The organism is Pseudoxanthomonas sp. UC19_8 (assembly GCF_042700505.1).
In the GTDB taxonomy this organism is placed as follows: Bacteria; Pseudomonadota; Gammaproteobacteria; order Xanthomonadales; family Xanthomonadaceae; genus Pseudoxanthomonas_A; species Pseudoxanthomonas_A winnipegensis.
In genome coordinates this window covers 1,044,544-1,069,122 of record NZ_CP170559.1, presented here as the reverse complement: position 1 = coordinate 1,069,122, position 24,579 = coordinate 1,044,544, and the positions used below count along the sequence as shown (strand labels likewise).

The window sequence follows — 24,579 nt, the reverse complement described above, 5'->3', positions numbered from 1 at the left end:
CGGGATTAATTCTTGATCCGATTGGCAATTAATTAATTTTTCGTGACTTCGTGCGAGAAGGTCGCTAAATTCCGGTTAACCGTTCGGCCACTTGCCATCGTGTGCCGAACGGGAACCAATATTTCGTACGTAGTCAGGAGAGAGACTGTGGCACTTCACCCCAGCACCAAGCGCGCGATGCACCGCAGCGCGCTAAGCGTCGCCCTTGCAATGGCTTTCAGCTCGGGCGCGCTCGCGCAGAGTACGACCGGCAGCGTCTATGGCTCGGTTCCGGCAGAAGCCGGTCTCACGGTTCAAGTCCAAGGCGACACGGGCATTACCCGCACTGCGACGGTCGATTCCTCAGGTCGTTACAACATCGGCTCGTTGCCGGTGGGCACCTATACCATCACGCTGCGCCGCGGCGATGAGGTGGTCGATCAGCGCAAGAACGTCCTGATCAAGGTCAGCTCCGGTACGGATGTCTCCTTCTCCGGCGGTGGATCCGGCGCTGGCGGCGCCACGGATCTGGGAACGGTCGTGGTGACCGGTACCAGCGCGCCCAAGATCGACGTCACCTCGGTCGACTCGCGCACCGTGTTCACCACGCAGGATCTGCAGCGCCTGCCGATCGGTCGCAGCGCCGAAGCCATCGCCCTGCTGTCGCCCGGCACGGTTGGGGGCAGCGGCTACTTCGGCCAGGGCAATACCGTGTCCTTCGGTGGCGCCGGCGTTTCCGAAAATGCCTACTACATCAACGGCTTCAGCACTGGTAACCCGCTGAGCAACATCGGCGGCGTGGGCCTGCCCTACGGCGTCATCGATCAGCAGGAAATGTATCTGGGCGGTTATAGCGCCCGCTACGGCCGTTCGAACGGCGGCGTCATCAGCCAGGTCGGCAAGAGCGGCACCAACGAGTGGCACTTCGGCGGCGCGGTGATCTATCAGCCCAAGTCGCTCGGCGCTGCGCCCAAGAGCACCTACTATCCCAACAGGACGCTGCCCACCCAGGCCGGCACCGGGACGCCGTACGAATGGGAAGACGCGACGGTCCCCGGCACCATCTATCGCGAGCGTCGCGATGACGAGACCGGCGTCAACACTTACAGCCTGTACGCCGGCGGTCCGCTGATCCAGGATCGACTGTTCATTTTCCTGGCGGGCGAGCAGGAGAAGACCGAAGGGGTCTCGACGCGGAACGTCACCGTCGCCGGCGCGGATGGCAACGGCTACCAGACCCATTACGACTACAGCAATCCCAAGGTCTACGGGAAAATCAACTGGAATATCACCGATAACCACACGCTCGAATATACGTACATCAAGAATAACGATCGTACGAGCGGAACGAACTATACCTACGACTACAGCACGCTGGAGGCCGGCGGCCCCAACGGCTCGTTCGCGGATACCACCAAGATCGATTATCGGTACGACATTTTCAAATACACCGGTTATCTCTCCGATAACCTGACGCTCAACGCACTGTGGGGCCGCAGCCGCCGGACCAACCAGACCTATAATCAGAGCAATTTGAAGTCACTGCCGCTGATTACAACCCCCAATCTGCAGAATCCGGCCCTCAATGGCGGAAATCCTATCGGCAACCAGAACGTGTCCTCCGCCGCCGTTGACGGCAAGGACAGGACGCGTGGCCTGCGCGCCGACCTGGAATGGCGCATCGGCGACCACACGCTGACCGCCGGCGTGGACAACATGAACTTCGTGGCCGAGAACGAAGGCCAGACGATGGACGGTAACGGCGAGCGCTGGATCTACGGCAAGGCGGCCAACGGCGGCAGCGCCGTCAATGGCGGCCTTGGCGTCGGCCCGGCCGGCGGCAACGGTTACTTCGTCCAGCGCTACATTCTGGTCACCGCCACCGACATGACCGTCGACCAGAAGGCCTACTTCCTGGAAGACCGCTGGCAGGTCACCGACAACTGGCTGCTGTCCCTGGGTGTCCGCAACGACAAGTTCACCAACAAGAACAGCGCTGGCGAGAACTATGTCGACAGCGGCAACCAGTGGGCGCCCCGCCTGGGCGCGAGCTGGGATGTCTTCGGCGATTCCTCGCTCAAGATTTACGCCAATCTGGGCCGTTACTACCTCGCCCTGCCGAACAGCGTCGCCATCCGCGGTGCTTCCTCGTCCCTGTTCACCCGCGAGTACTACACCTATACCGGCATCAACGCCGACGGCGTTCCGACCGGCCTGACGCCGGTCCCGCTGACCAACACCAATCGCGTCTGCCCGGGCACGAGCTTCACGGTTTCGTCGAACCTTGAGTGCGGCCAGGCACCGGACGCGCAGGCCTTCGCTGCGGGCGATCTGCGCTCGATGTATCAGGATGAGCTGATCCTGGGCTTCGACAAGACCCTCGGCGACAGCTGGGCTGCTGGTGCCAAGGTGATGTACCGCAAGCTGCAGACCGCGATCGACGACATCTGCGATCCGGCCCGCATGGAGACCAAGCTGGAAGCCAATGGCGTGGATCCGGACTCGGTGATCATCCCGGGCTGCGTGATGTTCAACCCCGGCTACAGCAACGACTTCAGCCTGGCCAACGTCGACGGCGGCCGTACCGAGCTCACGATGAGCAAGGAAGACTGGGGCTTCAACAAGAAGGCCAAGCGCAACTACTTCGCCGTCAACATGTATCTGGAGCATCCGTTCGACGGCAAGTGGCAGGGACGTGTCGATTACACCTGGTCGCGCAACTTCGGTAACACCGAAGGCCAGCTGAAGTCCGACATCGGCCAGACCGACGTCTCCAAGACCCAGGACTGGGATGCGGCCGCGATCATGGCCTATGCCGGTGGTTACCTCGCCAACGACCGTCGCCACCAGCTGAAGGCCTTCGGCGCCTACCAGATCGCACCGGAATGGATGGCTTCGGCCACCCTGCGCGTGTCTTCCGGCACGCCCAAGTCCTGCTTGGGCCTGTTCAGCGCGAACGGCGTGGTCGAAGGTACCGATGCCTCCGATCCGATCGGTTACGGCGCCTCGTACCACACCTGCGCCGGCGAGCCCTCGCCTCCGGGCAAGGCTGGCCGCACGCCGTGGACCGAGATCCTGGATCTGGGCCTGCAGTATCGTCCGGGCTTCAGCGACGGCAAGCTGGCCTTCGCGGTGCAGGTCTTCAATGTCCTGAACCAGCAGCGCGCGATCCAGACCGACGCCACGTTCGGAACGGACTCGGCCTACACCGTGTCCAACACCTGGGACATGCCGCTGTTCTACCAGCAGCCGCGCTACGTCCAGTTCTCCGCGTCCTACGACTTCTAAGCGCGGAAAACCGACTGGTAAGCTTGTAACGTTATAGAAGTCCGCAGTACCGGCGCCCCGGCCTCCGAAAGGAGCCGGGGCGCTTCTTTTTGGCGTGGCCCCGATGAGCGGCCGAGGCATTGCATGCAGCACGCCCGAAAGCGCACAGTCGAGGGCGGGCGCCATGGCAGAGGAGGCCAACCCCATTCCAGCGCCCCGCGCGTTCTAAGTGAAGCATGTCCCCGACAACGGAGGTGGTCCATGGTTCGTACGCTCCCTTATGGCCCGGAAGGGCGAGTCAATGTGGCGCGCATCAGCGGCATCGCCGCGGCGATGCTGGTGCACGCGCTGGCCTTCATGCTGCTGCTGATCCCGGCCACGCTGCCGCCGCTGGCGCGGACGGTGCAAGAGACGAAGCCGGATTTCGAGTTGATCCACAAGCCTGTGGAGGCCACGGTGGCGCCGCCGCCCAAGCCCACGCCCGCGCGTCCCGCGCCGACCCAGCGCACCACGCCGGCCCCGACGCCGATCACGGTGTCACGGCCGGTCGACGTGCCCGTCGCGGCCACGCAGACCATGGCCGATCCTGCGCCGGCCACGGTAGCCAAGCCGGCCACGGTGGACACCGGCGCGACCCAGGCGCCCTCCGGCCCGCTGGCCTCGGCCACGCTGTCCTACGTGCATGCGCCGGCGCCGGCCTACCCGCGCAGCGCGATCGCCAGCCACGCGGAGGGCACCGTGATCCTGCGCGTGCTGGTCGACGTGGATGGCACGCCGCTGGAGGCGACCATCGAGACCAGCAGCGGCAATCGCGACCTGGACCGGGCCGCGCGGATGCAGGTGCTAAAGGCGTGGAAGTTCCAGCCGGCCATGCAGGACGGCCACGCGGTGCAGGCCTACGGCCGGGTTCCGGTGGACTTCAGCCTGCGCTGATCGTCCGTGCGGCATCCGCCGCTTGCCACGGCGCCGGCGATCTTCGCCGGCGCCTGTCGGCCCACCACCGGCAAGCCGGATCAGGCGCGGTGGTAGGGATGGTTGGCCAGCATGGCCGCAGCGCGATAGAGCTGCTCGGCGACGAGCAGTCTGGCCAGCATGTGCGGCAGGGTCAGCGGGCCGAGCGACCAGGTCTCGTGCGCGGCGGCGAGCACGTCCGGCGAATGCCCTTCCGGGCCGCCGATCAGGAAGGCCAGGTCACGCCCCTGCCCGCGCCAGTGCTCCAGGCGCTGGGCCAGCTGCTCGGAAGAATGCTGTTTCCCCGTCACTTCCAGCGCGACGATGTGCGCGCCCTTGGGCAGAGCGGCCAGCACGCGCTGGCCTTCGTCCTCGATGGCGCGCTGGGCGTCGCGATGCTTGCCGCGCAGCCCGGGCGCGACCTCGACCAGTTCGAACGGCAGCCAGTGCGACAGGCGCTTCTGGTATTCGGCGAATCCCTGCGCCACCCAGGCGGGCGCGCGCTCACCGGTGGCGATCAGGCGGGCCTTCATGGTTCGGGCGAGCTGTGAATGGAGAGGAGTGGGAAGTGAGCGAAGACGGAAGCAGGGTCGAGCAGCTTCATTCGCTCCTGCTCATCCTTCCGCGCTCACTCCTGCTCTTCAGGCGGCTGATCGCCGACGGTCCACAGGCGCTCCAGCGCGTAGAACTCGCGCACGCGCGGCAGCATGACGTGGACGATCACATCGCCCAGGTCCACCAGCACCCATTCGGCCTCGCGCTCGCCTTCCACGCCCAGCGGCATCACGTCGAGCTTCTTGGCGAACTTCACCACTTCGTCGGCGATTGACTTCACGTGCCGGGTCGAGGTGCCCGAGGCGATGATCAGGAAGTCGGCGACGCTGGACTTGCCACGCACGTCGATCTCGACGACATCCTTGGCCTTGAGCTCGTTGACGGCATCGTGGACGGTGGCGAGCAGCACCGGCAGGGCCGGGGGCGGGCTGGGCAGACGGGTCTTGATGACTTGGGCTTGGCTGGACAAAAGAAGCACTTGGAGGGGCCGGACAGGCCGCGATTATAGCCCCGCCACCCCGTACAGGCCGTGGGCACGGATGAACGCGGCGACGGGCGGCGGCACCAGCGCCTGCCAGTCGCCGCCCGCGGCGATCCGGCGCCGGACCTCGCTGGCCGACTCCAGCTGCAGCGGCTGGTGCAGGCGCAGGACCTGACCGGCCGGCGCGGCGTGCAGCGCCGCCGGGTCCTGCACCCAGCGCGCCTGCACCTGCGCCGCAAGCGCGGCCGGCAGTTCGCCCAGCCCGCTGCCGGCGCGTTCGGCGACCACCAGGTGGGCCAGGGCGAACAGCTCCTGCCAGCGATGCCAGCCCGGCAGGCCCAGGAAGCTGTCGGCGCCGAGCAGCAGGACCAGAGGCGCCTGCGGGCCCAGCTCGTCGCGCAGGCTGCGCAAGGTGTCGACGGTGTAGGAATGCCCGGGCCGATCCAGCTCGCGCCGGTCCACGCGCAGCGCGGGCAGGCCGGCGACCGCCGCCTGCAGCATGGCCAGACGCTGCGGCGCGTTGGCGCCAGGCGGCGGGCGATGCGGCGGATCGGCCGCCGGCACCAGCGTCACCGGCGCCGCCAGCGCGGCCGCGGCCAGCTGGGCGATGGCCAGATGGCCGTTGTGGAAGGGGTCGAAGGTGCCGCCGTAGATGACATGGAGCGGGGATTCGGGAGTCGGGATTCGGGATTCGGGAAAAGCAGACGCATCCGCGTAGCTCGCGCGCTGCTGCTTTGGCGAAGCACTGGGCACCGCAGATCCAAGCGACCCACGCTCTTCCCGATTCCCCATTCCCGAATCCCGAATCCCGGCCTTACTCACGCCACCAACCGCACCGCCGCCGCGTCGGCGATCGCCAGCAGCAGGCGCTCCAGGGCGACCCAGGCGTCGCCGTCGCCGCGGCCCTTGGCGATGCGGTCGATGCGCGAGGCCTGCGCGACGAAGCGCTCCCAGCGCGCGGCGCTGGCATGGCGCTGCAGGGCGCGCTTGAACGGCGCCTGCCGGCTCTCCCAGATGCCCTGCCCCTTCATCTCGGCGGCCAGGTTGCCGCCGCGCTCGGCGACCTTGGCCAGCTGCGCGGTGCTGAGCAGGTTGCGGATGATCATCGGCATCAGCGCGGCCACGGCCTCGCCCTCGGCGCGCAGGCCGGCGAGCATGCGCGAGGCCTGGGCGGCATGGCCAGAAAGGGTGGTCTCGATCAGGCGGAAGACGTCGAAGCGCGCCGCGTCGGCCACCAGCGATTCCATCGTCGCCAGGTCCAGCGTGCGCCCGGCGGCCAGCAGGACCAGCTTGTCGATCTCCTGCGCGGCGGCCAGCAGATTGCCTTCCACGCGCTCGACCAGCAGGGCGATGGCGTCGCGCTCGGCGCGCAGGCCGCGCGCGCGCAGCCGCGCCTGCACCCAGCCGGACAGCTCGTGCGGCTTGATCGCCCAGGCCACCGACAGCACGCCGATGCGCTCGATCGCGTCGGCCCACTTGCCGCGATGGGCTTTGCTCCACTCGCCGGCGGTGACCAGCAGGATCACATCGCTTGGCAGCCGCGCGCAGAAGGCGCTGATGACCTCGGCGCCCTCCTTGCCCGGCTTGCCGGTCGGCAGGCGCACCTCGACGATGCGGCGGGCGCTGAACAGGCTGGGCGCGTCGAAGCTGGCCTGCAGGCCGGCCCAGTCGATGTCGCGGCCTTCCACGTCGAAGACTTCGCGCTCGGCGATGCCCAGCGCGCGCGCGCGCTGGCGCACCGCGTCGGCGGCCTCCAGCACCAGCAGGGGTTCCGGGCCGGCGATCAGGTAGGCCGGCGCCAGCTCGCCCTCGGCGCTCTGGGCGACCAACCGGTCCGGCGCCAGTTCCATCAGGGTGCGGGCGGGACCGGCGAGCGCACCGTTGCGCCACCGGGGCGGCCGACGCCGCGCACCACGCTGTCGATGCGGCGCAGGATCGAGGCGGACATGTCGCGGCGCAGCTCGTCGGCGAGGATCTCGCGCTCGGAGGTGGCGCCGGTCAGGTTGGTCGCCTCGGCCACGTAGTCGCGCGAGAGCTCGACCACTTGCTGCGGCACCAGCTCGCTGCCGTCGGCACGCAGGAAGCGGAACACGACCGCGTAGCGCAGGCTGTATTCCTGGGCGCGGCCCTGCTCGTCCAGCGCGATCGGGCGGTCGCCCCAGCGCTCGGACATGATGTCCAGGGTGGCGACCTTGGCCTTGGGATCGTCGGCCGGGATGGCGCCGGCGGCCTTCAGGCCGACCGAGAGATCGCGCGCCAGCGGGCTGTACTGGTCGGTGGCCGAGACCTTCACCGGGCCCAGGTCGGAGGGCAGCGCGATCTTGCTGCGCAGGTGGAAACCGCAGGCGCTCAGCACGGACACGAGCAGGGACAGGGCCAGCAGGCGCAGCATCGGGGTCACATTCATGGACGGAAGTCTGGACGAGGCGCGCGCAGGCGGCAACCGGACGGGCGAGCCTGCACGATCGCGCGTGAACAGCGCTTGAGACCTCATCCCACCACCAGGTTGACGATCTTGCCCGGCACCACGATCACCTTGCGCAGGGTCGTGCCCTCCAGGAACTTGGCGGTATTGGGCTCGGCCTTGGCCAGCGCCTCGATCTGGTCGCGCGGCGCGTCGGCCGCCACCTCGATCGTGCCGCGCAGCTTGCCGTTGACCTGCACGGCCAGGGTCACCGAGTCGCGCACCATGGCCGCCGCGTCGGCCTGCGGGAAGGCGAGGTCCTCCAGCAGGGTCTCGCCATGGCCCAGCAGCTGCCACAGCGCGTGGCTGGAATGCGGAGTGATCGGGTTGAGCAGCAGCACCGCGGCCTCCAGCGCCTCCTGGCGCACGGCGCGGCCCGGGTCGCTGGCATCGTCGAACTTGGACAGGGCGTTGGACAGCTCCATCACCGCAGCGATGGCGGTATTGAAGCCGTGGCGCTTGCCGTAGTCGTCGCCGACCTTGGCGATGGTCTCGTGGGTCTTGCGGCGCAGCGCCTTCTGCTCGGCGTTCAGCGCGGCCACGTCCAGCGCCGGCGCCGTGCCGGCGTCGGCATGGCGCTGCACCTGGGTCCACAGGCGGCGCAGGAAGCGCGACATGCCTTCCACGCCGGCCTCGTTCCATTCCAGCGACTGCTCGGGCGGGGCGGCGAACATCGAGAACAGGCGCACCGTGTCGGCGCCGAACTTGTCCACCATCGCCTGCGGGTCCACGCCGTTGTTCTTCGACTTGGACATCTTCTCCACGCCGCCGATCTGCACCGGCAGGCCGTCGGCGGCGAGCGTGGCGCCGACGATGCGGCCGCGCTCGTCGCGCTGCACGTCCACTAGGGCCGGGTTGATCCAGTCCTTCGAGCCGTCCGGGTTCTCGCGGTAGTAGGTCTCGGCGATCACCATGCCCTGGGTCAGCAGGTTGGTGGCCGGCTCATCGCTGTCGACCATGCGCGCGTCGCGCATGAGCTTGTGATAGAAGCGGAAATACATCAGGTGCAGGATCGCGTGCTCGATGCCGCCGACGTACATGTCCGCCGGCATCCAGTAGTTGGCGCGCTTGTCCACCATCGTGGCCGCGCCCGGGCTGGTGTAGCGGGCCACGTACCAGCTGGACTCCATGAAGGTGTCGAAGGTGTCGGTCTCGCGCTCGGCCGCCCCGCCGCAGTCCGGGCAGGTGGTCTTGCGCCATTTCGGGTCGGCCTTCAGCGGCGACTTCACCCCGTCCAGGGTCACGTTCTCCGGCAGCAGCACCGGCAGCTGGTCGTCGGGCACCGGCACCGCGCCGCAGCGCGGGCAGTGGATCACCGGGATCGGGCAGCCCCAGTAGCGCTGGCGGCTCACGCCCCAGTCGCGCAGCCGGTAGTTGATCCGGCGCTGGCCCTGGCCCTTGCGCTCGAAGCGCTCGGCCAGCGCCTCGAAGGCGCCGCGGAAATCCAGGCCGTCGAACTCGGCCGAGTTGATCAGCTGGAACTCGCGGGTCTTGTCCGAGTACCAGTCGCGCCATTCGGTGGGGTCGTAGCTGGCCTCGGCCTCGTTGCGCGGCTCCTTCAGCTCGATCACCTGCACGATCGGCAGGCCGTACTTGGTGGCGAACTCGAAATCGCGCTGGTCGTGGCCGGGCACGGCCATCACCGCGCCGGTGCCGTAGCCCATCAGCACGAAGTTGGCCACCCACACCGGCACGGTCTGGCCGGTGATCGGATGGACCGCCTTCAGGCCGGTGTCCATGCCACGCTTTTCCTGCGTCTCCAGCTCGGCCTCGGACACGCCGCCCAGCTTGAGCTGCTCCAGGAACGCGGCCAGCTCGGGGTTGTCCGCCGCGGCCTTGAGCGCCAGCGGATGCTCGCCGGCGATGGACACGAAGGTCACGCCCATCAGCGTGTCCGGACGCGTGGTGAACACCGTCAGCGGCTCATGGCCGCCCTCGACGTTGAACTGGATCTCCAGGCCTTCCGAGCGCCCGATCCAGTTGCGCTGCATGGTCTTGACCGACTCGGGCCAGCCTTCCAGCGTGTCCAGGCCGTCCAGCAGCTCCTGGGCGTAGTCGGTGATGCGCAGGAACCATTGCGGGATCTCGCGCTTCTCCACCAGCGCGCCGGAGCGCCAGCCGCGGCCGTCGATGACCTGCTCGTTGGCCAGCACGGTCTGGTCCACCGGGTCCCAGTTCACCACCGAGGCCTTGCGATAGGCCAGGCCCTTGCGCAGCAGGCGGGTGAACATGCGCTGCTCGTGCACGTAGTACTCCGGCGCGCAGGTGGCGAACTCGCGCGTCCAGTCGATGGCATAGCCCAGCGACTTGAGCTGCTCGCGCATGTGCGCGATGTTGGCGTAGGTCCACTTGGCCGGCGCGGTCTTGTTCTTGATCGCGGCGTTCTCGGCCGGCAGGCCGAACGCGTCCCAGCCCATCGGCTGCAGCACGTTGTGCCCGGTCATGCGCTTGTAGCGGCTGATGACGTCGGAGATAGTGTAGTTGCGCACGTGGCCCATGTGCAGCGCGCCGGACGGATACGGCAGCATGGACAGGCAGTAATACTTGGGCTTGTCGGACGTCTCGTTGACCTCGAACGCCCTGGTCGCATTCCAGAACTGTTGCGCGGAGGTTTTCGACCCGCTTGGGGTCGTAGGCGTGGGTTTCGGGAACGGCGGACATGGTCGGGAACGTGGCGGCGAGCGGCTGCAAAGCCGCAAAGCCTACCGCAGCGCACCACCGGGCGCACCCGCGCGGTACGCCGGCGGCGCGGCGCTCAGCCGCGCAGTGTCGCGGTCAGCGGCCGATCCGGGCCGCTGACGGCCGCCAGGCCGCACCAGCCCAGCCAGGCCAGGATCGCCACGCGTTGGGACAGGCCATCGGGCAGCACCGCCGGCAGCACCAGCGCGAACAGCACCGCAAGCCCGGCCAGCGGCGGCCCGCCCCGCACCAGCCCGCGCCAGGCCGGATCGCCGCGCAATCCGCCGGCCAGCAGCAGCGCCGAGGCCAACGCCGTAGACCACCACAGGCCCCAGGCGGTGGCATGCAGCAGGGTCTGCGTGCCCTCCAGCCGCACCGGGTCGAGCCGGAACACGCCCATCGCCACGAAGCCCAGCGTGGAGAGGAACATTAGCTGCGCGCCGATGCGCTGCCTCCAGCCGGCGTGCAGCGGCAGGCGCAGGCGCAGCGCCACGGCGGCCACCGCGCACAAGGCGCCGGGCAACACGAAACCGAACAGGTTGAACGCCGCCGCGCCGGCAATCCCCTGCGCGCCCAGCAGCGCCACCGGATGGACCGACTGCACATAGCCCGGCAGCGCCGCGCCGAAGCCCAGCAGTGCGCCGACCCACAGCGCGGCCGCGGCCGGCACGCACCCGCGCCACCAGCGTCGCCGGACCCGGGCGATCACGCGGCGGCGCACTTGGCCGCGTCGAAGGCGGCAGGAAGGCAGGAAGGTGCAGACATGCGCCGGCAAGGCTAGCGGCCGTGCCGCCCCTGTCAATGGCGGCCGGCCGCGCCTTGTATCCTCCCCGCCCCGGCTCCATCTGTGCCCCCATTGCCGTCGCAAGGAATCTCCATGTCCGCCCAGCCGCACGTTTTCGACGCCACCACCGACACCTTCGAGGCCGACGTCCTGCAGCAATCGCTGCAGGTGCCGATCATCGTCGACTTCTGGGCGACCTGGTGCGGCCCGTGCAAGACGCTGGGGCCGATCCTGGAAAAGCTCGCCGCCGAGTACAACGGCGCCTTCAAGGTGGCCAAGGTCGATGTCGACCAGGAGCAGCAGCTGGCCGCCATGTTCCAGGTGCGCTCGGTGCCGACCATGGTCGTGTTCAAGGAAGGCCAGGTGCTGGGCGCCATCCCCGGCGCGCTGCCCGAGGGCGAGCTGCGCAAGGTGCTCGAGCAGATCGGCGTGCAGCCGGCCGCCAACGAAGAGGCCGAGCAGGCCGAAGCCGCGCCGCTGTCGCCGGCCGAACAGGTCGCCGCACTGCGTGAGGCGATCGCCGCCGAGCCCGACAAGGACGAGCTCAAGCTGGATCTGGCGCTGGCCCTGCTGAGCACCGGCGAGGCGGCCGAGGCCGAGACCCTGCTCGATGCGCTGCCGGCCAACCTGTCCACCGACGAGCGCGCGGTCAAGGCGCGGGCGCGGCTGGGCTTCGCCGCCCAGCTCAAGGACGCGCCGGCCCCGCAGGCGCTCGAAGCGGCCCTGTCCCAGGACGAGGGCGACCTGCACGCGCGCCACCTGCTGGGCGTGCACAAGCTGGTGGCCGGCGACGCCGAGGGCGCGCTGGAGCAGTTCATCGAACTGCTGCGCCGCGACCGCGCCTGGGAGGATGGGCTGGCGAAGAAGTCGCTGATCGATGCCTTCCGCGTGATCGAGGACGAGGACCTAGTCGGCCGCTACCGCCGCAAGATGTCGGCGCTGCTGTTCTGATCGGCGGCGGCCCTGGGGCGGATCGCCGGGGTCGGGCTCAGAAGAATCGGGGTGGGAGCCGCCATGGCGGCCCACCTGTAGAGCGGAGCTTGCTCCGCTGCTTTTCGTTCGGATCGTGGGGAAGGCCCCAGCGGAGCAAGCTCCGCTCTACAGGTGAGCGCTAAGACTTGAGGAGACAGTTGCTCCCACCTCGGTTTTCACTTCGCCTTGCGTCGGGTCGCGCTCCATACCAATCCGTATGTTAGCCTCGCCTCCCGCTCCGATCCCGCTGCCCGGCTGTCATGAAACCGTCCACGCTGCGCCATGGCCTGAACCTGTGGCCGCCGTTCCTGTTCACCGGCATCCACGTGGCCGCGATCGCGCCGGACTGGCGCCAGGCGCGGGTCGAGCTGCGCATGCGGCCGTGGAACCGCAACTACGTCGGCTCCCATTTCGGCGGCAGCCTGTTCGCCATGACCGACCCGTTCTGGATGCTGCTGATGATGCATGCGCTGGGGCGCGACTATTACGTGTGGGACAAGGCCGGGGAGATCGAGTTCGTCAAACCGGGGCGCGGCAAGGTTACGGCGCAGTTCCGCATCACCGATGAGGCGCTGGCCCAGGTGCGCGCGGCCACCGCGGGCGGGCAGAAGTCGCTGCCCTGGTTCGAGGTCGATGTGACCGATGCGGACGGCGAGGTCGTGGCGCGCGTGCGCAAGCAGCTCTATGTGCGGCTCAAGCCGGCCGCACGCCCGCCCGCCGCCCCTGCTGCCGACTGACGCGAACGCCCGGCCGGGCGGGGGGTAAGCGGCGCTGCACCGTTACAATGCGCGCATGTCGACCCCCGCCCCCCGCCCTTCCCTGCAGAGCCTGTTCCTGACCGGCCTGCTCACCCTGCTGCCGATCTGGCTGACCTGGGTGGTGATCAAGTTCGTTTTCGTGCTGTTGTCCGATGCCAGCCGGCCGCTGATCGAGCCCCTGGCCCAGCAGATCGCCCGCGACTTCCCGGTGGCCGCACCCTGGTTCACCGGCGCCTGGGTCCGGCCGTGATCGCCCTGGTCGCCACCGTCCTGCTGATCCTGCTGGTCGGCGTACTGACCCGCCGCGTGATCGGGCAGAAGCTGCTGCAGTGGTTCGAGGCGCTGATCCGGCGCGTGCCGCTGGCCAGCACGATCTACACCGGCGCGCGCCAGCTGCTGGACATGCTGCAGACCAAACCGGGCAGCACCCAGCGCGTGGTGCTGATCGACTTCCCGCACCGGGACATGAAGACCGTCGGGCTGGTGACGCGGGTCATGCGCGAGGAAGGCACCGGCCGCGAGCTGGCGGCCGTCTATGTGCCGACCACGCCCAATCCCACCGGCGGCTATCTGGAGATCGTCCCGGTGGACCAGCTCACTCCCACCGACTGGACGGTCGACCAGGCCATGAGCTTCATCATCTCCGGTGGCGCGATCGCACCGGACTCGATGCCGTTCACCCGGCGCGGCGATCGCCTGGCGTGAGTGCGCCGCCGCGCACGCTGGATGACCGCGCGGTGCGGCTGTTCATCGGGCTGGCGGCCTTCCTGTGCGTCAACGCGGTGCTGGCCGAGTTCATCGGGGTCAAGATCTTCGCGCTGGAGGACACGCTCGGCATCGCGCCGCTGCAGTGGAATCTGTTCGGTCAGACCGGCTCGCTGAGTTTCACCGTCGGCACGCTGCTGTGGCCGTTCGTGTTCGTGCTGACCGATACCATCAACGAGTTCTTCGGCACCCGTGGCGTGCGCTTCGTCTCGTGGGTGGCGGTGGCGCTGATCGTGTACGGCTTCCTGTTCGCCTACGCCGCCATCCAGGTCGCGCCCGCCGGCTGGTGGGTGGGCGCCGCGCAGGCCCAGGGCGTGCCGGACTATCAGGCGGCCTTCGCCGCGATCTTCGGCCAGGGGCTGTGGTCGATCGGCGGCTCGATCGTGGCCTTCCTGCTGGGCCAGGTGATCGACGTGGCGGTGTTCCACCACATCCGCCGCCGCACCGGCGAAAAATACGTCTGGCTGCGCGCCACTGGCTCGACCGCCGTCTCGCAGCTGGTCGACAGCTTCGTGGTGCTCTACATCGCCTTCGTGCTGGGCCCCCAGCACTGGCCCATGTCCCGCTTCCTGGCCATCAGCACCGTCAACTACGGCTACAAGATGCTCGCCGCCGTGGCAATGATCCCGCTGCTGTACCTGATGCGCCACGCCATCCGGGCCTATCTGGGCCATGCCCTGGAAGAGCGCCTGCGGCTGGAAGCCGTCAGCAACTAGCCGCTCGCTCGGCTCCCGCTTTAGCGGTAAATGTTTGAAAGCTAACGATTATTGCGACGCCTGACATTTGTTGCAGGGGTCGCACACTTTCATGAAATTTCGGTTAATCTCAGTTAACAGTTGCGTCAGAAAGCAGCTGTTCAGCTTGGCCGCGCGTGGGGGAACACTCGCCGGCCATTCCTTCAGACAATCTTGAGAGAGAGCCAGATGAGCAACATAAGGGGAATTCGCCCGCTTTCGCGGACGATCAAGCGCAGCGCGTTGAGCATTGCACTGGGCATGTGCGTCGCCGGCGGGGTCCAGGCGCAGAGCACCAGCGGCAGCATCTATGGCAAGGCTGACAGCGGCCAGACCATCACCATCGTCAGCGACACCGGTCTGACCCGGACCGTCACTGCCGAAGCGAACGGCAGCTTCTCCATCGCCTCCCTTCCCGCGGGCGCCTACAAGGTCACCTCGGGCGGCCAGACCCGCGACGTCCTTGTCAAGGTCAACTCCGGCGCACAGGTGGATTTCACCGCAGCGCAGAACCTGGACAAGGTGACCGTGGTCGGGCGCGCCCCGATCAACGAAATCGACGTGTCCCAGACCGACACACGCACCGTGTTCACGGCACAGGAGCTGCAGCGCATCTCGGTGGGCCGCGACATCAACAGCGTCGCGCTGCTCGCCCCCGGCGTCATCAACTCGACCTCCTACAACAGCACGTCGTCCAACGTGGGCAGCTTCGGCGGCGCCGCGGCCTCGGAGAACGCGTACTACATCAACGGTTTTCCGGTCACCAACCCGCTGACCGCGATCGGTTCGACGCAGCTTCCGTTTGACGCCATCGCGCAGCAGCAGGTGCTGACCGGCGGCTACGGTGCGGAATATGGTCGCAGCACCGGCGGCGTGATCAGCATCATCACCAAGCGCGGCACCAATGAATGGCATGGCGGTGTCTATGCGATCTACACGCCGCAGTCCCTGCGCGCCAAGGCCAAGGACATCTACTACCCGGACACGGGCTACTGGAGCGCCGAGAACCACTACCCGGCGTACAACACCACGCCGCAGAACTGGACCGACGGCAAGCTCTACAAGCTCAACAGCAAGAACACGTCGAACAACTTCACCTACGGCATCTGGGCAGGCGGCCCGCTGATCAAGGATCGGCTGTTCATCTATGCCGATGCCGAACGCACCGAGATCGACAGCGCGTCTTCCCGCATCACCGGCAACCTGCAGGGCAAGACCGCGTCGGGTGCCTCGGCCATCTCTGCGTCCAATCGCGCCCAGGGCTGGGGAGAGTACGAGTACACCTACCCGCGCTGGGTGACCAAGATCGACTGGAACATCACGGACAACCACATCCTCGAGTTGACCGGTGTCCAGGACAACAGCAAGACCGACGCCAGCTACTACGGGTATGACTACGACAAGCTGCAGCACGATGATGTGCTGTACGCCACCAGCAAGCCCGAGACCAAGACCCGGCTGTATGTCGGCAAGTACACCGGCTACCTGACCGATGCCCTGAGCGTGTCGGCGATGTATGGCGAGCAGCACATCGACATCTATCCCAATCCGATGGCCGGCTACGATCCGAGCGTGATCTACGCCGATCTGTCGTCCTCGGTTGTGCCCGCGCAGTACGCCTCGATCTCCAACCCGCAGAAGTACGGTCCGACCTACGACTATGTCGGTGCGGACGACACCAAGGCCTATCGCTTCGACGTGAACTACACGCTGGGCGACCACGAACTGCGCGCGGGCTACGATTACTTCGAAGCCGTCTCCTTCCGTGGCGACAATGTGGTGGGCCCGAGCGGCTACTACTGGACCTACAGCCGGTCCAACAACCCGGCCGCTGCCATCGACGCCAGCCACTACGTGGGCTCGCCTGCTTCCGGCGGCGGTTTCGGCACCACCGGCTACTACGTCGGCAAGAGCTACTACGCTCACGGCGGCGAGACGACGGTCAAGCAGAAGGCCTACTACCTGGAAGACCGCTGGCACGTCACCGAGAACCTGCTGCTGTCGCTGGGCCTGCGCAACGACGGCTTCACCAACTACAACGGCGATGGCGAGCCCTACCTGAAGCAGGAGAACAACTGGGCTCCGCGCATCGGCTTCAGCTGGGATGTCAACGGGGACTCCACGTTCAAGATCTACGGCAACGCTGGCCGCTACCACCTGGCCGTGCCGAACAACGTCTCGGTGCGCGGCTCCAACCCCTCGCTGAGCTCGACCCAGTACTACACCTACACCGGGATCGCGGCCGACGGCACCCCGACGGGTCTGCGGGCCATCCCGTATACCCGCGCCAACAGCCCGTACAACTGCCCGGATGGCAGCTTCTCTTCCAACGTCGAATGCGGCGAGAAGAAGGATCCGCGGACCATCGCGGCAGTGGGCCTGAAGGCGCACTACCAGGACGAGTACATCCTCGGCTTCGATCGCCAGGAAGACGAGACCTTCTCCTGGGGCCTGAAGGGCACCTACCGCGAGCTGAAGAGCGCCATCGACGACATCTGCCCGGACGCCTGCTACATCTTCAACGCCGGCAACAACTCGGCCACCTTCTACGTGGACGACGGCACGGGCAATCTGGTCAAGCAGAAGACCGACTTCGTCGAGGTGTTCGGCACGCCGTTCCCGAGGCTCAAGCGCAAGTACGGCGCGCTGGATTCCTACGTCCAGTGGCAGGGTGACAACTACTTCGCCCGCCTGACCTACACCCTGTCGCACAACTGGGGCAACGCGGAAGGACAGCTGAACTCGTCCACCGACACCGGCAACGGTGGCCAGGCGGACGTGTCGGTGACCCAGGACTGGGACCTGCCGGAGCTGATGGTCGGCAAGAACGGCAGCCTGCCGAACAACCGCACCCACCAGCTGAAGGTGATCGGCTCGTACAGCTTCAACGACGAGTGGAGCGCGGGTGGTTCCATCGTGATCCAGAGCGGTCGCCCGAAGAGCTGCACCAGCTACTGGCCCTATGCGAAGACCGGTCTGTACAACGGTGCCTACTACGCTTATTGCGGCGTCCCGGGTGCCACCTCCGCGTCGAACAATCCCGCCAATGCGGCACCGATGAGCGACAGCTACTACTTCTCGCCGCGTGGCGCGGCTGGCGAGACGCCCTGGACGTCGAGCTTTAACGTCAATGTGGCCTACACGCCGCGCTGGCTGGAAGGCCTGACCCTGCAGGCTGATGTGCTTAATCTGTTCAACACGCAGGATGCCTCCGCGTACTACGAGCGCTCGGCAAGCAGCCGCACGACCGCGCACCCGCAGTACGGCCGCGTGCTGTACTACACCAGCCCGCGCGCCGTTCGCCTCACCGCCCGCTACGATTTCTGATCACTGGCAGGCAACAGAGCGTCACGTAACGGACCGGCCCCGCAAGGGGCCGGTTTTTTTTGGCCCTTTAGTTCACAAGGTGGCTATCTGCGCGCCGGCGGCACCTGACGGTGAGCCTGTTGAATAACCCAAACGCCCCGAGCCCTATGCCACCGCCAGGCGCATCGCGCGGCTGGATCCGGAGCCCGCGCCCCCCAGTCAGGAAGGCGCCGCCGTGGCTCGCTAGAATGCCCGCCATGAAGCCTGTCCTGATTCCGGCGCTGGTGGCGCTGGTCACTGCGCTGCCCGGTGCCGCGCATTCGCCCACCATCGCCTCGCCCCGCGGGGCCTCATCGGCCCTGCCGGCACCCGCCCTTCCTGCCGCCCCCGACGCGCCGCCCTCGCTGGCTGCGCTGGCGCCGGATGCCGATCCGCAGGTGCTGGCGCTGGGCCTGTCGGCGATGCAGTGCGCCCAGGCCCACGGCATCGGGGTGAATGCGCAGCGGCTGGCGGTGATCGACTACAGCCGCTCGTCGCTGACGCCGCGGCTGTGGGTGTTCGATCTGGCCAGGCACAAGCTGCTGTACAAGGAGCTGGTGGCGCACGGTCAGGGCTCGGGCGGCGATGTGCCGACCACCTTCTCCAACGCCGACGGCACGCACGCCTCAAGCCTGGGACTGTTCGTCACGCGCGACACCTACCAGGGCAAGAACGGCTATTCCCTGCGCATGCAGGGCCTGGACGCGGGCTTCAACGACGCGGCCATGAGCCGCGCGATCGTGATGCACGGCGCGCCCTACGTCAGCGCCGAGGCCGGCAGGAAGCTGGGCCGCCTGGGCCGCAGCTGGGGCTGCCCGGCGGTGCGCGCGGCGATGGCCAAGCCGATCATCGATGTGATGAAGGACGGCCAGTTCGTGTTCTCCTACTACCCGCAGCAGGCCTGGCTGACCCGCTCGTCGCTGGCCCAGTGCGCGATGGCGCGCCTGCAGCGCGCGCCCAAGGCCGATCACGGCACCGCGATCGCCGCGCGCTAGGCTGATCGCCACTTCGGATGGCCAGGAGGCCACGATGCGGCGCTATGCCAAGGTGTTGGGTCTGATCGCGCTGGTGCCGCTGCTGGCGCTGGCGGCGGTGCCGTTCTGGGGAGACAGACAGTCGCGTCCGATCGATACGGCCGCGGCCGATCTCAAGCCTGGGCAATGGGTGTGGGCCGGCGATGACAAGAGCGCCGGGCCGATGGCGGTGATCGTCAGCCTGACCGAACAGCGCGCCTATGTGTATCGCAACGGCATCCTGATGGCCTGGAGCACGGTGAGCACCGGCAAGGCCGGCTACGAGACGCCGACCGGTGTGTTCACCATCCTGCAGAAGGACAAGGACCACCGCTCCAACAAGTACAACAGCGCGCCGATGCCCTACCAGCAGCGGCTGACCTGGGACGGGGTGGCGCTGCACGCCGGTGGCCTGCCCGGCTATCCCGAATCGCACGGCTGCGTGCATCTGCCGACCGGCTTCGCGCAGAAGCTGTTCGACGCCTCGACCATGGGCATGGTCGTGGTCGTGGCCGAAGCGGGACATTCGGCCGCCGATCTGGTCCACCCCGGCGCGCTCAGCCCGATCGACCCGTCCACCGGCAAGGACGTGGACATGCCCCTGCTGGAGGACGGCCAGCCCTGGCGCTGGGACCCGTCGCGGGCGAGCAAGGGCCCGCTGTCGGTGGTGCTCAGCCGCACCGACCGGATCCTGTTCGTCTACCGCGACGGGGTGGAGATCGGACGCACGCGCATCAAGCTGGGCGGCCCGGACCTGCGCAGCGGCACGCACGCCTATGTGGTCAAGGCCGGCTACGTGCCGCCGGCCGCCGGCAGCGTGACGCCGACGACGCCGATGCCCGAATGGATCGGCATCGGCGTGCCCGGCAGCGAGGACGACGCCGGCGCGCCGCTGCCCGAGGACCTGGCCCGACAGGTGGTGATCCCCGAGGCGTTCAAGGCCCAGGTGCTGCCGCTGGTGCAGCCGGGCACCGTGCTGGTGGCCACCGATGCCAGCGTGCTGCCGCGCACCACCGGCGTGCATCTGCAGGTGATCGACGCCGATCCGCCGGAACGCTGATGCGGGCGACGGGCTTCGCGTCGAAACGCAAGGCCCACGGCAGGCACTAATGCGATGCGGGCTTGAGCCGCGCCTCGCACAGCCCCTTGGGCGTCCAGTCCTGGACCACGGTCGTGGCCGGCTGCGTGGCGTCGTGCAGGATCAGCACCAGCCCGCGGCGCAGCCGATCGCCGGTGGCCATCAGCGCCATCGGCGGGCCGCCCGGAATGATCCGTCCGGTGTCGCCCGGCCGGTCCAGCACGATGCCTTGCGGCGTCTCCAGGCAGGTCTCGCCGCTGAGCGTGAACCAGGCTTCCGGCCCGGAGTGCACATGGGTGCGCGAGACCATGCCGGGCGTGAACACCGCCTCCATGTACTGCGCCGCATAGGCGTGGCGCGGATCGACCGGCAGCGGCCCGATGCTGGCGCGATGCGTCGCCCCGGCCGGCGGCGTCCAGTCCTTGCCGGCGATGGTCATCAGCCAGACCTCGCCCAGCGATTCGAGCACCAGACCGTTGGGCGAGCGCGCTGCCTCGGCGCTGGCGCGGTCGGGGAAGCGGTCGATCTGCCAGTACGGCGGCTGCGGCAGGGGGGCGACCGGTTGCTCGCCGATGATCCAGCACCCGACCTCACCGGTGCGCTCGGCCACGGGCCGGCAGCCCTGCGGCGTCATGGGATGCGCCATGGGGGTTGGCGCGGCGGCCGGGGCTGGCATGCTCACCGCCAGCCAGACCACCAGCGCGGCGCCGATGCCTGTCACTCGCATGCGCTGCCTCGTCTCATCAAAGGTCTCCTACGACAACGCGCGGGACCGTCAGGCCAGGCCAGCGCGCGCGATCAAACCCGCAGTCCGCCGTAGCGCGCCATGCCGGCGGCCAGCACGAAGATCAGCGCGATCAGCCCCAGCTGGAAACGGATCGCCCCGCGCACCCGGGCGGTCTCGGCCGGCGACGGCAGGAAGGCGGCATCGCCGGTCAGCGCGCGTCGCCAGCGCAGGAAGCGCAGCGTCGGCCACAGCGACACCAGCGCGGCCAGGACGAAGCAGCCCAGCTTGGCGTGGAACCAGGGGTTGTGGAGATAGAAGTCGGCGCCCTTGATGCCGCCGAACACCCGCCAAAGGCCGGCGCCCAGCAGCAGCCCGGCCGTCAGCCCATAGCCCCGATCCAGCCGCAGCAGCCGGCCGACGCCGGACGCGTCCAGCGGCCGCGACAGCAGCACCGATTCGGCCACGAGCATGGCGATCAGGCCGAACAGCAGCAGGTGATGCAGGGCGGCGAGCGCGAAGTCCATCCACATGGCGGCAGCTTCCGGAGGAGTCGGCCGATACTGGACGCCGCCGGCCGTCCCAGGCAGTGCCGGTTGTCACCAAATGCACGCATCGCGGCGCCCGCGGCAGGTCAGCGCAGGTCGCCGATGACCACCTGGGCGGCATTGTGGCCGGGCGCGCCGGTGACCCCGCCGCCGGGATGGGTGCCGGCACCGCAGAGATAAAGACCTGGGATCGCGCCGCGATAGTCCGCCTGCCCCAGCGCCGGGCGCGCGGCGAACAGCTGGTTGAGCGTCAGCGCGCCATGGAAGATGTCGCCGCCGATCAGGCCGAAGTCGCGCTCCAGATCCAGCGGGCTCTTGATCTGCCGGCCCAGGACCGAGGCGGCGAAGCCCGGCGCATAGCGCTCGACCGTGGCGATCATCAGGTCGGCCACTTCCTCGCGATGGTCGTCCCAGCTGCGGCCGTCGGGCAGCTGCGGGGCGACGTGCTGGCAGAACAGGCTGGCCACGTGCTGGCCGGGCGGTGCCAGCGCGTCGTCCAGGGTCGAGGGAATCAGCAGTTCGACGATGGGCGCGCGCGCCCAGCCGTGCGCCCGCGCGTCGAGGTAGGCGCGGTCCATGTAGTCCAGCGACGGCGCCAGGATGATGCCGGCGGTGAGGTGGTCGCCCTCGCCGGGCAGCGCGCTGAAGGACGGCAGCCGCGCCAGGGCGACATTCATGCGGAAGGTGCCCGAGCCGCAGCGCCAGTGCGCCATGCGCTCGGCGGTGGCCGGCGGCACATGCTCGGCGCGCAGCAGGCGCTGGTAGAGCAGCTTCGGGTTGACGTTGGCCACCACGCAGCGCGCGCGCAGCGCCTCACCGGTGTGCAGCCGCACGCCGACCGCGCGGCCGCCTTCGACCAGGACCTCCTCGACGCCGGCGTCGGTACGGATCGTGGCGCCGGCCGCGCGCGCGGCGGCGGCCATGGCCTGGGTGATCGCGCCCATGCCCCCGATGGCGTGGCCCCAGGCGCCTTTGACGCCCTCGACCTCGCCGAACACGTGGTGCAGCAGCACATAGGCGGTGCCCGGCGTGTACGGGCTGGCGTAGTGGCCGACCACGCCGTCGAAGCCGAGCAGCGCCTTGATCGGCGCGCTCTCGAACCAGCGGTCCAGGTACTCGGCCGCCGAGAGCGTGAACAGGTCCAGCAGCTCCTGGCGCAGCGTCGCATCCAGCGTCATCAGCCGGCGCCCGAGCCGGGCGCCGCGCAGCAGTTCGGGCAGCGCCTTCCACCAGCCCGCGTCGGTGACGTTGGGCGGGGGCTGCAGCGCCAGCGCGCGCAGCACGTCGGCGATGGCCTCCAGCCGTGCCTCGTACGCCGGCAGGGCCTGCGCGTCGCGCGCGGAGAACTTGGCCACCTGCGCCTGGGTCTGGCCGGCGCCGGTGAGCAGGTACCGGCCATCGGGCAGCGGCAGGAAATTGCCGCGCCGGCGCGGGACGATGCGCAGGCCGTGACCGCGCAGGTCGAGGTCCTCGATCACGCGCGGCTGCAGCAGCGAAACGGTGTAGGACGCCACCGAGTTGCGGAAGCCCGGATGGAATTCCTCGGTCACCGCCGCGCCGCCGACCACGCCGCGCCGCTCCAGCACGGTGACCCGCAGCCCTGCGCGGGCCAGATAGGCCGCGCAGGTCAGGCCGTTGTGGCCGCCGCCGACCAGCAGCACGTCGCAGGGCGGCGGGCTCACGCGCCGCGATTTTCGTGACGGCTTGTACGGTTTGTGGCTGGCCTGCATACACTCGTGCCGATCGTGGGACACCCCGCGCGAGGCCCCGGACATGCCGATCCCCAACGGAAGATCCAGCGTAGCGTGAACACGCGCTCCGTCCCAAGCCGTGGCGCGCGGCGGTGGCTGGCCGGTCGCGCCGGGGTCGGCGCGCGCCTGCTCACGGCGCTGGGCGCCGCCGCGCTGGTGGTCCTGCTGACCGTCTCGCAGGTCACCGCACCGCTGGATGCCGCACTGTTCGACACCCTGGCCGCCGGGCGCGTGCGGCCGGCCGATGCGCGGGTGGTGGTGATCGCCATCGATGCGGACAGCGAGCGCCAGCTCGGCCCGTGGCCCTGGCCGCGGCGCGAACTGGCCGCGCTGGTGGACCGGCTCTCGGCCGCCGGCACCCGCGCGGTCGGGCTGCAGCTGCTGCTGGCCCAGCCGAGCCTGTTCGATCCGCAGGGCGATGCGCTGCTGGCCGAGGCGATCGCCCGCAACGGCGCGGTCGTGCTGCCGGTGGTGCCGGACCTGCCGCCGGCGCCGCAGCCGGCGACCGCGCTGCTGCCGGCCGGCGAACTGATCCAGGCCGCCGCCGGGCTGGGCCATGTGGACGTCGAGGTCGACCGCGACGGCATCGCCCGGCGCCTGCCGCTGCGCGCCGGCCTGGGCAGCGCGCGCTGGCCCGCCTTCGCCAGCGCGCTCGCGGCCTTGGCCGGGCGCGATGCCCGCACGCCGGCCGCTTCCAGCCCATCGACCACCGCGCCGGCTGCCGCTTGGCCAGCACAGGCGCACTGGGTGCGCAGCCAGACCGTGCTGCTGCCCTACCCCGATGCGCAGACGCGGATCGCCCGCGTCTCGGCGGCCGGCGTGCTGGAGGGCCGCGTGGGCGCCGACGCGCTGGCCGGACGCGTGGCGCTGGTCGGCCGGCTTGACGCGCCCACCGAGCGCCTGCGCGCGCCCGGCGGGCGCACCCTGCCCGCGCTCGACGTCCAGGCCAATGCGCTGGCCCGCTTGCTGGAAGGCAACGCCATCTGGCCCATGCCGGTCGGCGCGCAGGCGCTGCTGTCGATCATGCTGGTCACCCTGCCCTTGCTGCTGCTGGGCCTGCCCGGCCTGCGGCGGCTGTGGGCGCCCATGTTCGTGGCCGTGGGTGTGACCGCGCTGCTGTGCTGGGCGCTGCTGCTGGCCGGGGCGTGGTTTCCACCGATGCCGGCGCTGCTGGTGCTGGCCGTCGGCCTGGTCGCGGGTGGCGTGCGCGCCTGGCGTCGCGTGCGCCAGCGCGGCCTGACCGATCCGCAGACCGGCCTGGCCAACCGCGCCGGCTTCGACCTGCGCCTGGAGCAGGCGGTGCGCCGCGCGCGCCGCCAGCGTGCGCCCCTGTCGCTATTGCTGGTCGAGATCCGTCCCGGCGCGTCCTCGGCCCAGGACAACGGCGAACTGGCCGCCGCCGTGGCCGGCGCCCTGCGCCTGCGCGCGCAGGGCCCGCACGACCTGGCCGCGCGCTTGGACGCCGGGCGCTTCGCCGCGCTGCTGGGCGGCGCGCAGGCGCATGTGGCCGCGCTGGTCGCCACCGCGCTGCAGGCCGACCTGGAGGGCCGCCCGGGCCGCGCCGGCCCGGCCACCGCCGGCCAGCCCCTGCGCATGGGCCTGGCCAGCCTGCAGGCCGAGGACCTGCAGGGCGCCGACCTGCTGCTGCGCGCCACCCGCGACCTGGTGGCCGTGCGCGAGCCCTTCGCACGCTGAAGCGGCGGCGCGGGCCATGACCTTCGACACCCCGCG

At 69.1% G+C, this 24,579-nt stretch carries 18 protein-coding genes and 2 pseudogenes; 10 read left to right on the top strand and 10 right to left on the bottom strand.

Translation table 11 applies throughout. The features are described from left to right. Positions 1 to 177: 177 nt before the first annotated feature. Together ACFJIT_RS04590 and ACFJIT_RS04585 are read left to right on the top strand one after the other, a co-directional pair. The gene (locus ACFJIT_RS04590; RefSeq protein ID WP_286577733.1) at positions 178 to 3,267 is read left to right on the top strand and encodes a TonB-dependent receptor domain-containing protein; all 3,090 of its coding nucleotides are present in this window, start codon (positions 178 to 180) and stop codon (positions 3,265 to 3,267) included. Between the two features lie 240 nt (positions 3,268 to 3,507). Further along, the gene (locus tag ACFJIT_RS04585) at positions 3,508 to 4,179 is read left to right on the top strand and encodes a TonB family protein (RefSeq protein WP_379655182.1); all 672 of its coding nucleotides are present in this window, start codon (positions 3,508 to 3,510) and stop codon (positions 4,177 to 4,179) included. An 80-nt stretch (positions 4,180 to 4,259) separates the two neighbouring features. On the opposite strand, the gene rlmH is transcribed toward ACFJIT_RS04585, so the two are convergent. The 7 genes and pseudogenes from rlmH to ACFJIT_RS04550 all read right to left on the bottom strand — a co-directional run bounded on the left by rlmH (position 4,260) and on the right by ACFJIT_RS04550 (position 11,085). Further along, positions 4,260 to 4,730: a 23S rRNA (pseudouridine(1915)-N(3))-methyltransferase RlmH gene (gene rlmH / locus ACFJIT_RS04580; RefSeq protein WP_130521280.1), complete on the bottom strand. Its 471-nt coding sequence runs from the start codon at positions 4,728 to 4,730 to the stop codon at positions 4,260 to 4,262. Positions 4,731 to 4,825: 95 nt separating this feature from the next. After that, positions 4,826 to 5,221 (bottom strand): ribosome silencing factor, encoded by a 396-nt coding sequence (gene rsfS / locus ACFJIT_RS04575; protein ID WP_130521277.1) that lies wholly within the window; start codon positions 5,219 to 5,221, stop codon positions 4,826 to 4,828. 33 nt (positions 5,222 to 5,254) lie between these two features. Next, positions 5,255 to 6,025, bottom strand: coding sequence for a nicotinate-nucleotide adenylyltransferase (nadD, locus tag ACFJIT_RS04570; protein ID WP_379655181.1), 771 nt, complete (start codon positions 6,023 to 6,025; stop codon positions 5,255 to 5,257). A 26-nt stretch (positions 6,026 to 6,051) separates the two neighbouring features. Then, positions 6,052 to 7,083: a DNA polymerase III subunit delta gene (gene holA / locus ACFJIT_RS04565; protein WP_379655180.1), complete on the bottom strand. Its 1,032-nt coding sequence runs from the start codon at positions 7,081 to 7,083 to the stop codon at positions 6,052 to 6,054. Continuing rightward, positions 7,083 to 7,625: an LPS assembly lipoprotein LptE gene (gene lptE / locus ACFJIT_RS04560; RefSeq protein WP_130521457.1), complete on the bottom strand. Its 543-nt coding sequence runs from the start codon at positions 7,623 to 7,625 to the stop codon at positions 7,083 to 7,085. The genes holA and lptE overlap by 1 nt, the downstream gene beginning before the upstream one ends. 98 nt (positions 7,626 to 7,723) lie before the next feature. Continuing rightward, positions 7,724 to 10,358 (bottom strand): annotated as a pseudogene (gene leuS / locus ACFJIT_RS04555) (leucine--tRNA ligase). 94 nt (positions 10,359 to 10,452) lie between these two features. Beyond that, positions 10,453 to 11,085 (bottom strand): DUF998 domain-containing protein, encoded by a 633-nt coding sequence (locus tag ACFJIT_RS04550; protein ID WP_379655179.1) that lies wholly within the window; start codon positions 11,083 to 11,085, stop codon positions 10,453 to 10,455. A gap of 168 nt (positions 11,086 to 11,253) precedes the next feature. Here ACFJIT_RS04550 and trxA point away from each other — a divergent pair, with 168 nt between their 5' ends. From trxA to ACFJIT_RS04515, 7 genes and pseudogenes are all read left to right on the top strand, one after another. Then, positions 11,254 to 12,111 carry a thioredoxin gene (trxA, locus tag ACFJIT_RS04545; RefSeq protein WP_379655178.1) on the top strand — a complete coding sequence of 286 codons (858 nt, stop codon included), beginning with the start codon at positions 11,254 to 11,256 and terminating at the stop codon, positions 12,109 to 12,111. Between the two features lie 281 nt (positions 12,112 to 12,392). Further along, entirely contained in the window at positions 12,393 to 12,869 is a 477-nt protein-coding gene (locus ACFJIT_RS04540) for a DUF4442 domain-containing protein (protein ID WP_286574860.1), read from the top strand. Positions 12,870 to 12,924: 55 nt separating this feature from the next. Further along, positions 12,925 to 13,595 (top strand): annotated as a pseudogene (locus tag ACFJIT_RS04535) (DUF502 domain-containing protein). Then, complete coding sequence (locus tag ACFJIT_RS04530; RefSeq protein ID WP_379655177.1) at positions 13,592 to 14,371, top strand: queuosine precursor transporter; 780 nt, start codon at positions 13,592 to 13,594, stop codon at positions 14,369 to 14,371. The pseudogene ACFJIT_RS04535 and the gene ACFJIT_RS04530 overlap by 4 nt, the downstream one beginning before the upstream one ends. 261 nt (positions 14,372 to 14,632) lie before the next feature. Next, positions 14,633 to 17,716 (top strand): TonB-dependent receptor plug domain-containing protein, encoded by a 3,084-nt coding sequence (locus ACFJIT_RS04525; RefSeq protein ID WP_379655176.1) that lies wholly within the window; start codon positions 14,633 to 14,635, stop codon positions 17,714 to 17,716. 248 nt (positions 17,717 to 17,964) lie between these two features. Next, positions 17,965 to 18,729: a murein L,D-transpeptidase catalytic domain family protein gene (locus tag ACFJIT_RS04520; protein ID WP_379655711.1), complete on the top strand. Its 765-nt coding sequence runs from the start codon at positions 17,965 to 17,967 to the stop codon at positions 18,727 to 18,729. Positions 18,730 to 18,763: 34 nt separating this feature from the next. Beyond that, a complete protein-coding gene (locus ACFJIT_RS04515; RefSeq protein ID WP_307183967.1) occupies positions 18,764 to 19,807 on the top strand; it encodes a L,D-transpeptidase in 1,044 nt (347 codons plus the stop codon). Between the two features lie 46 nt (positions 19,808 to 19,853). Here the strand turns inward: ACFJIT_RS04515 and ACFJIT_RS04510 are convergent, their stop codons facing one another. From ACFJIT_RS04510 to ACFJIT_RS04500, 3 genes are all read right to left on the bottom strand, one after another. Continuing rightward, a complete protein-coding gene (locus tag ACFJIT_RS04510) occupies positions 19,854 to 20,552 on the bottom strand; it encodes a hypothetical protein (protein ID WP_379655175.1) in 699 nt (232 codons plus the stop codon). Between the two features lie 71 nt (positions 20,553 to 20,623). Continuing rightward, on the bottom strand, positions 20,624 to 21,082 hold the full coding sequence (locus tag ACFJIT_RS04505) for a DUF2214 family protein (protein WP_205956135.1): 459 nt from the start codon (positions 21,080 to 21,082) through the stop codon (positions 20,624 to 20,626). Between the two features lie 101 nt (positions 21,083 to 21,183). Continuing rightward, a complete protein-coding gene (locus ACFJIT_RS04500; protein ID WP_379655174.1) occupies positions 21,184 to 22,779 on the bottom strand; it encodes a phytoene desaturase family protein in 1,596 nt (531 codons plus the stop codon). Between the two features lie 123 nt (positions 22,780 to 22,902). On the opposite strand from ACFJIT_RS04500, the gene ACFJIT_RS04495 reads away from it, so the two are divergent. Then, positions 22,903 to 24,543, top strand: coding sequence for a CHASE2 domain-containing protein (locus ACFJIT_RS04495; protein WP_379655173.1), 1,641 nt, complete (start codon positions 22,903 to 22,905; stop codon positions 24,541 to 24,543). Positions 24,544 to 24,579: the final 36 nt, after the last annotated feature.

What these genes read in the sequence shown, in the direction of transcription:
- lptE (WP_130521457.1), bottom strand. Translation starts at nt 7,625, where the DNA reads ATGCTGCGCCTGCTGGCCCTGTCCCTGCTCGTGTCCGTGCTGAGCGCC.
- holA (WP_379655180.1), bottom strand. Translation starts at nt 7,083, where the DNA reads ATGGAACTGGCGCCGGACCGGTTGGTCGCCCAGAGCGCCGAGGGCGAG.
- ACFJIT_RS04585 (WP_379655182.1), top strand. Translation starts at nt 3,508, where the DNA reads ATGGTTCGTACGCTCCCTTATGGCCCGGAAGGGCGAGTCAATGTGGCG.
- ACFJIT_RS04515 (WP_307183967.1), top strand. Translation starts at nt 18,764, where the DNA reads ATGCGGCGCTATGCCAAGGTGTTGGGTCTGATCGCGCTGGTGCCGCTG.
- ACFJIT_RS04540 (WP_286574860.1), top strand. Translation starts at nt 12,393, where the DNA reads ATGAAACCGTCCACGCTGCGCCATGGCCTGAACCTGTGGCCGCCGTTC.
- trxA (WP_379655178.1), top strand. Translation starts at nt 11,254, where the DNA reads ATGTCCGCCCAGCCGCACGTTTTCGACGCCACCACCGACACCTTCGAG.
- ACFJIT_RS04510 (WP_379655175.1), bottom strand. Translation starts at nt 20,552, where the DNA reads ATGCGAGTGACAGGCATCGGCGCCGCGCTGGTGGTCTGGCTGGCGGTG.
- nadD (WP_379655181.1), bottom strand. Translation starts at nt 6,025, where the DNA reads ATGGGGAATCGGGAAGAGCGTGGGTCGCTTGGATCTGCGGTGCCCAGT.
- ACFJIT_RS04590 (WP_286577733.1), top strand. Translation starts at nt 178, where the DNA reads ATGCACCGCAGCGCGCTAAGCGTCGCCCTTGCAATGGCTTTCAGCTCG.
- ACFJIT_RS04505 (WP_205956135.1), bottom strand. Translation starts at nt 21,082, where the DNA reads ATGTGGATGGACTTCGCGCTCGCCGCCCTGCATCACCTGCTGCTGTTC.
- rlmH (WP_130521280.1), bottom strand. Translation starts at nt 4,730, where the DNA reads ATGAAGGCCCGCCTGATCGCCACCGGTGAGCGCGCGCCCGCCTGGGTG.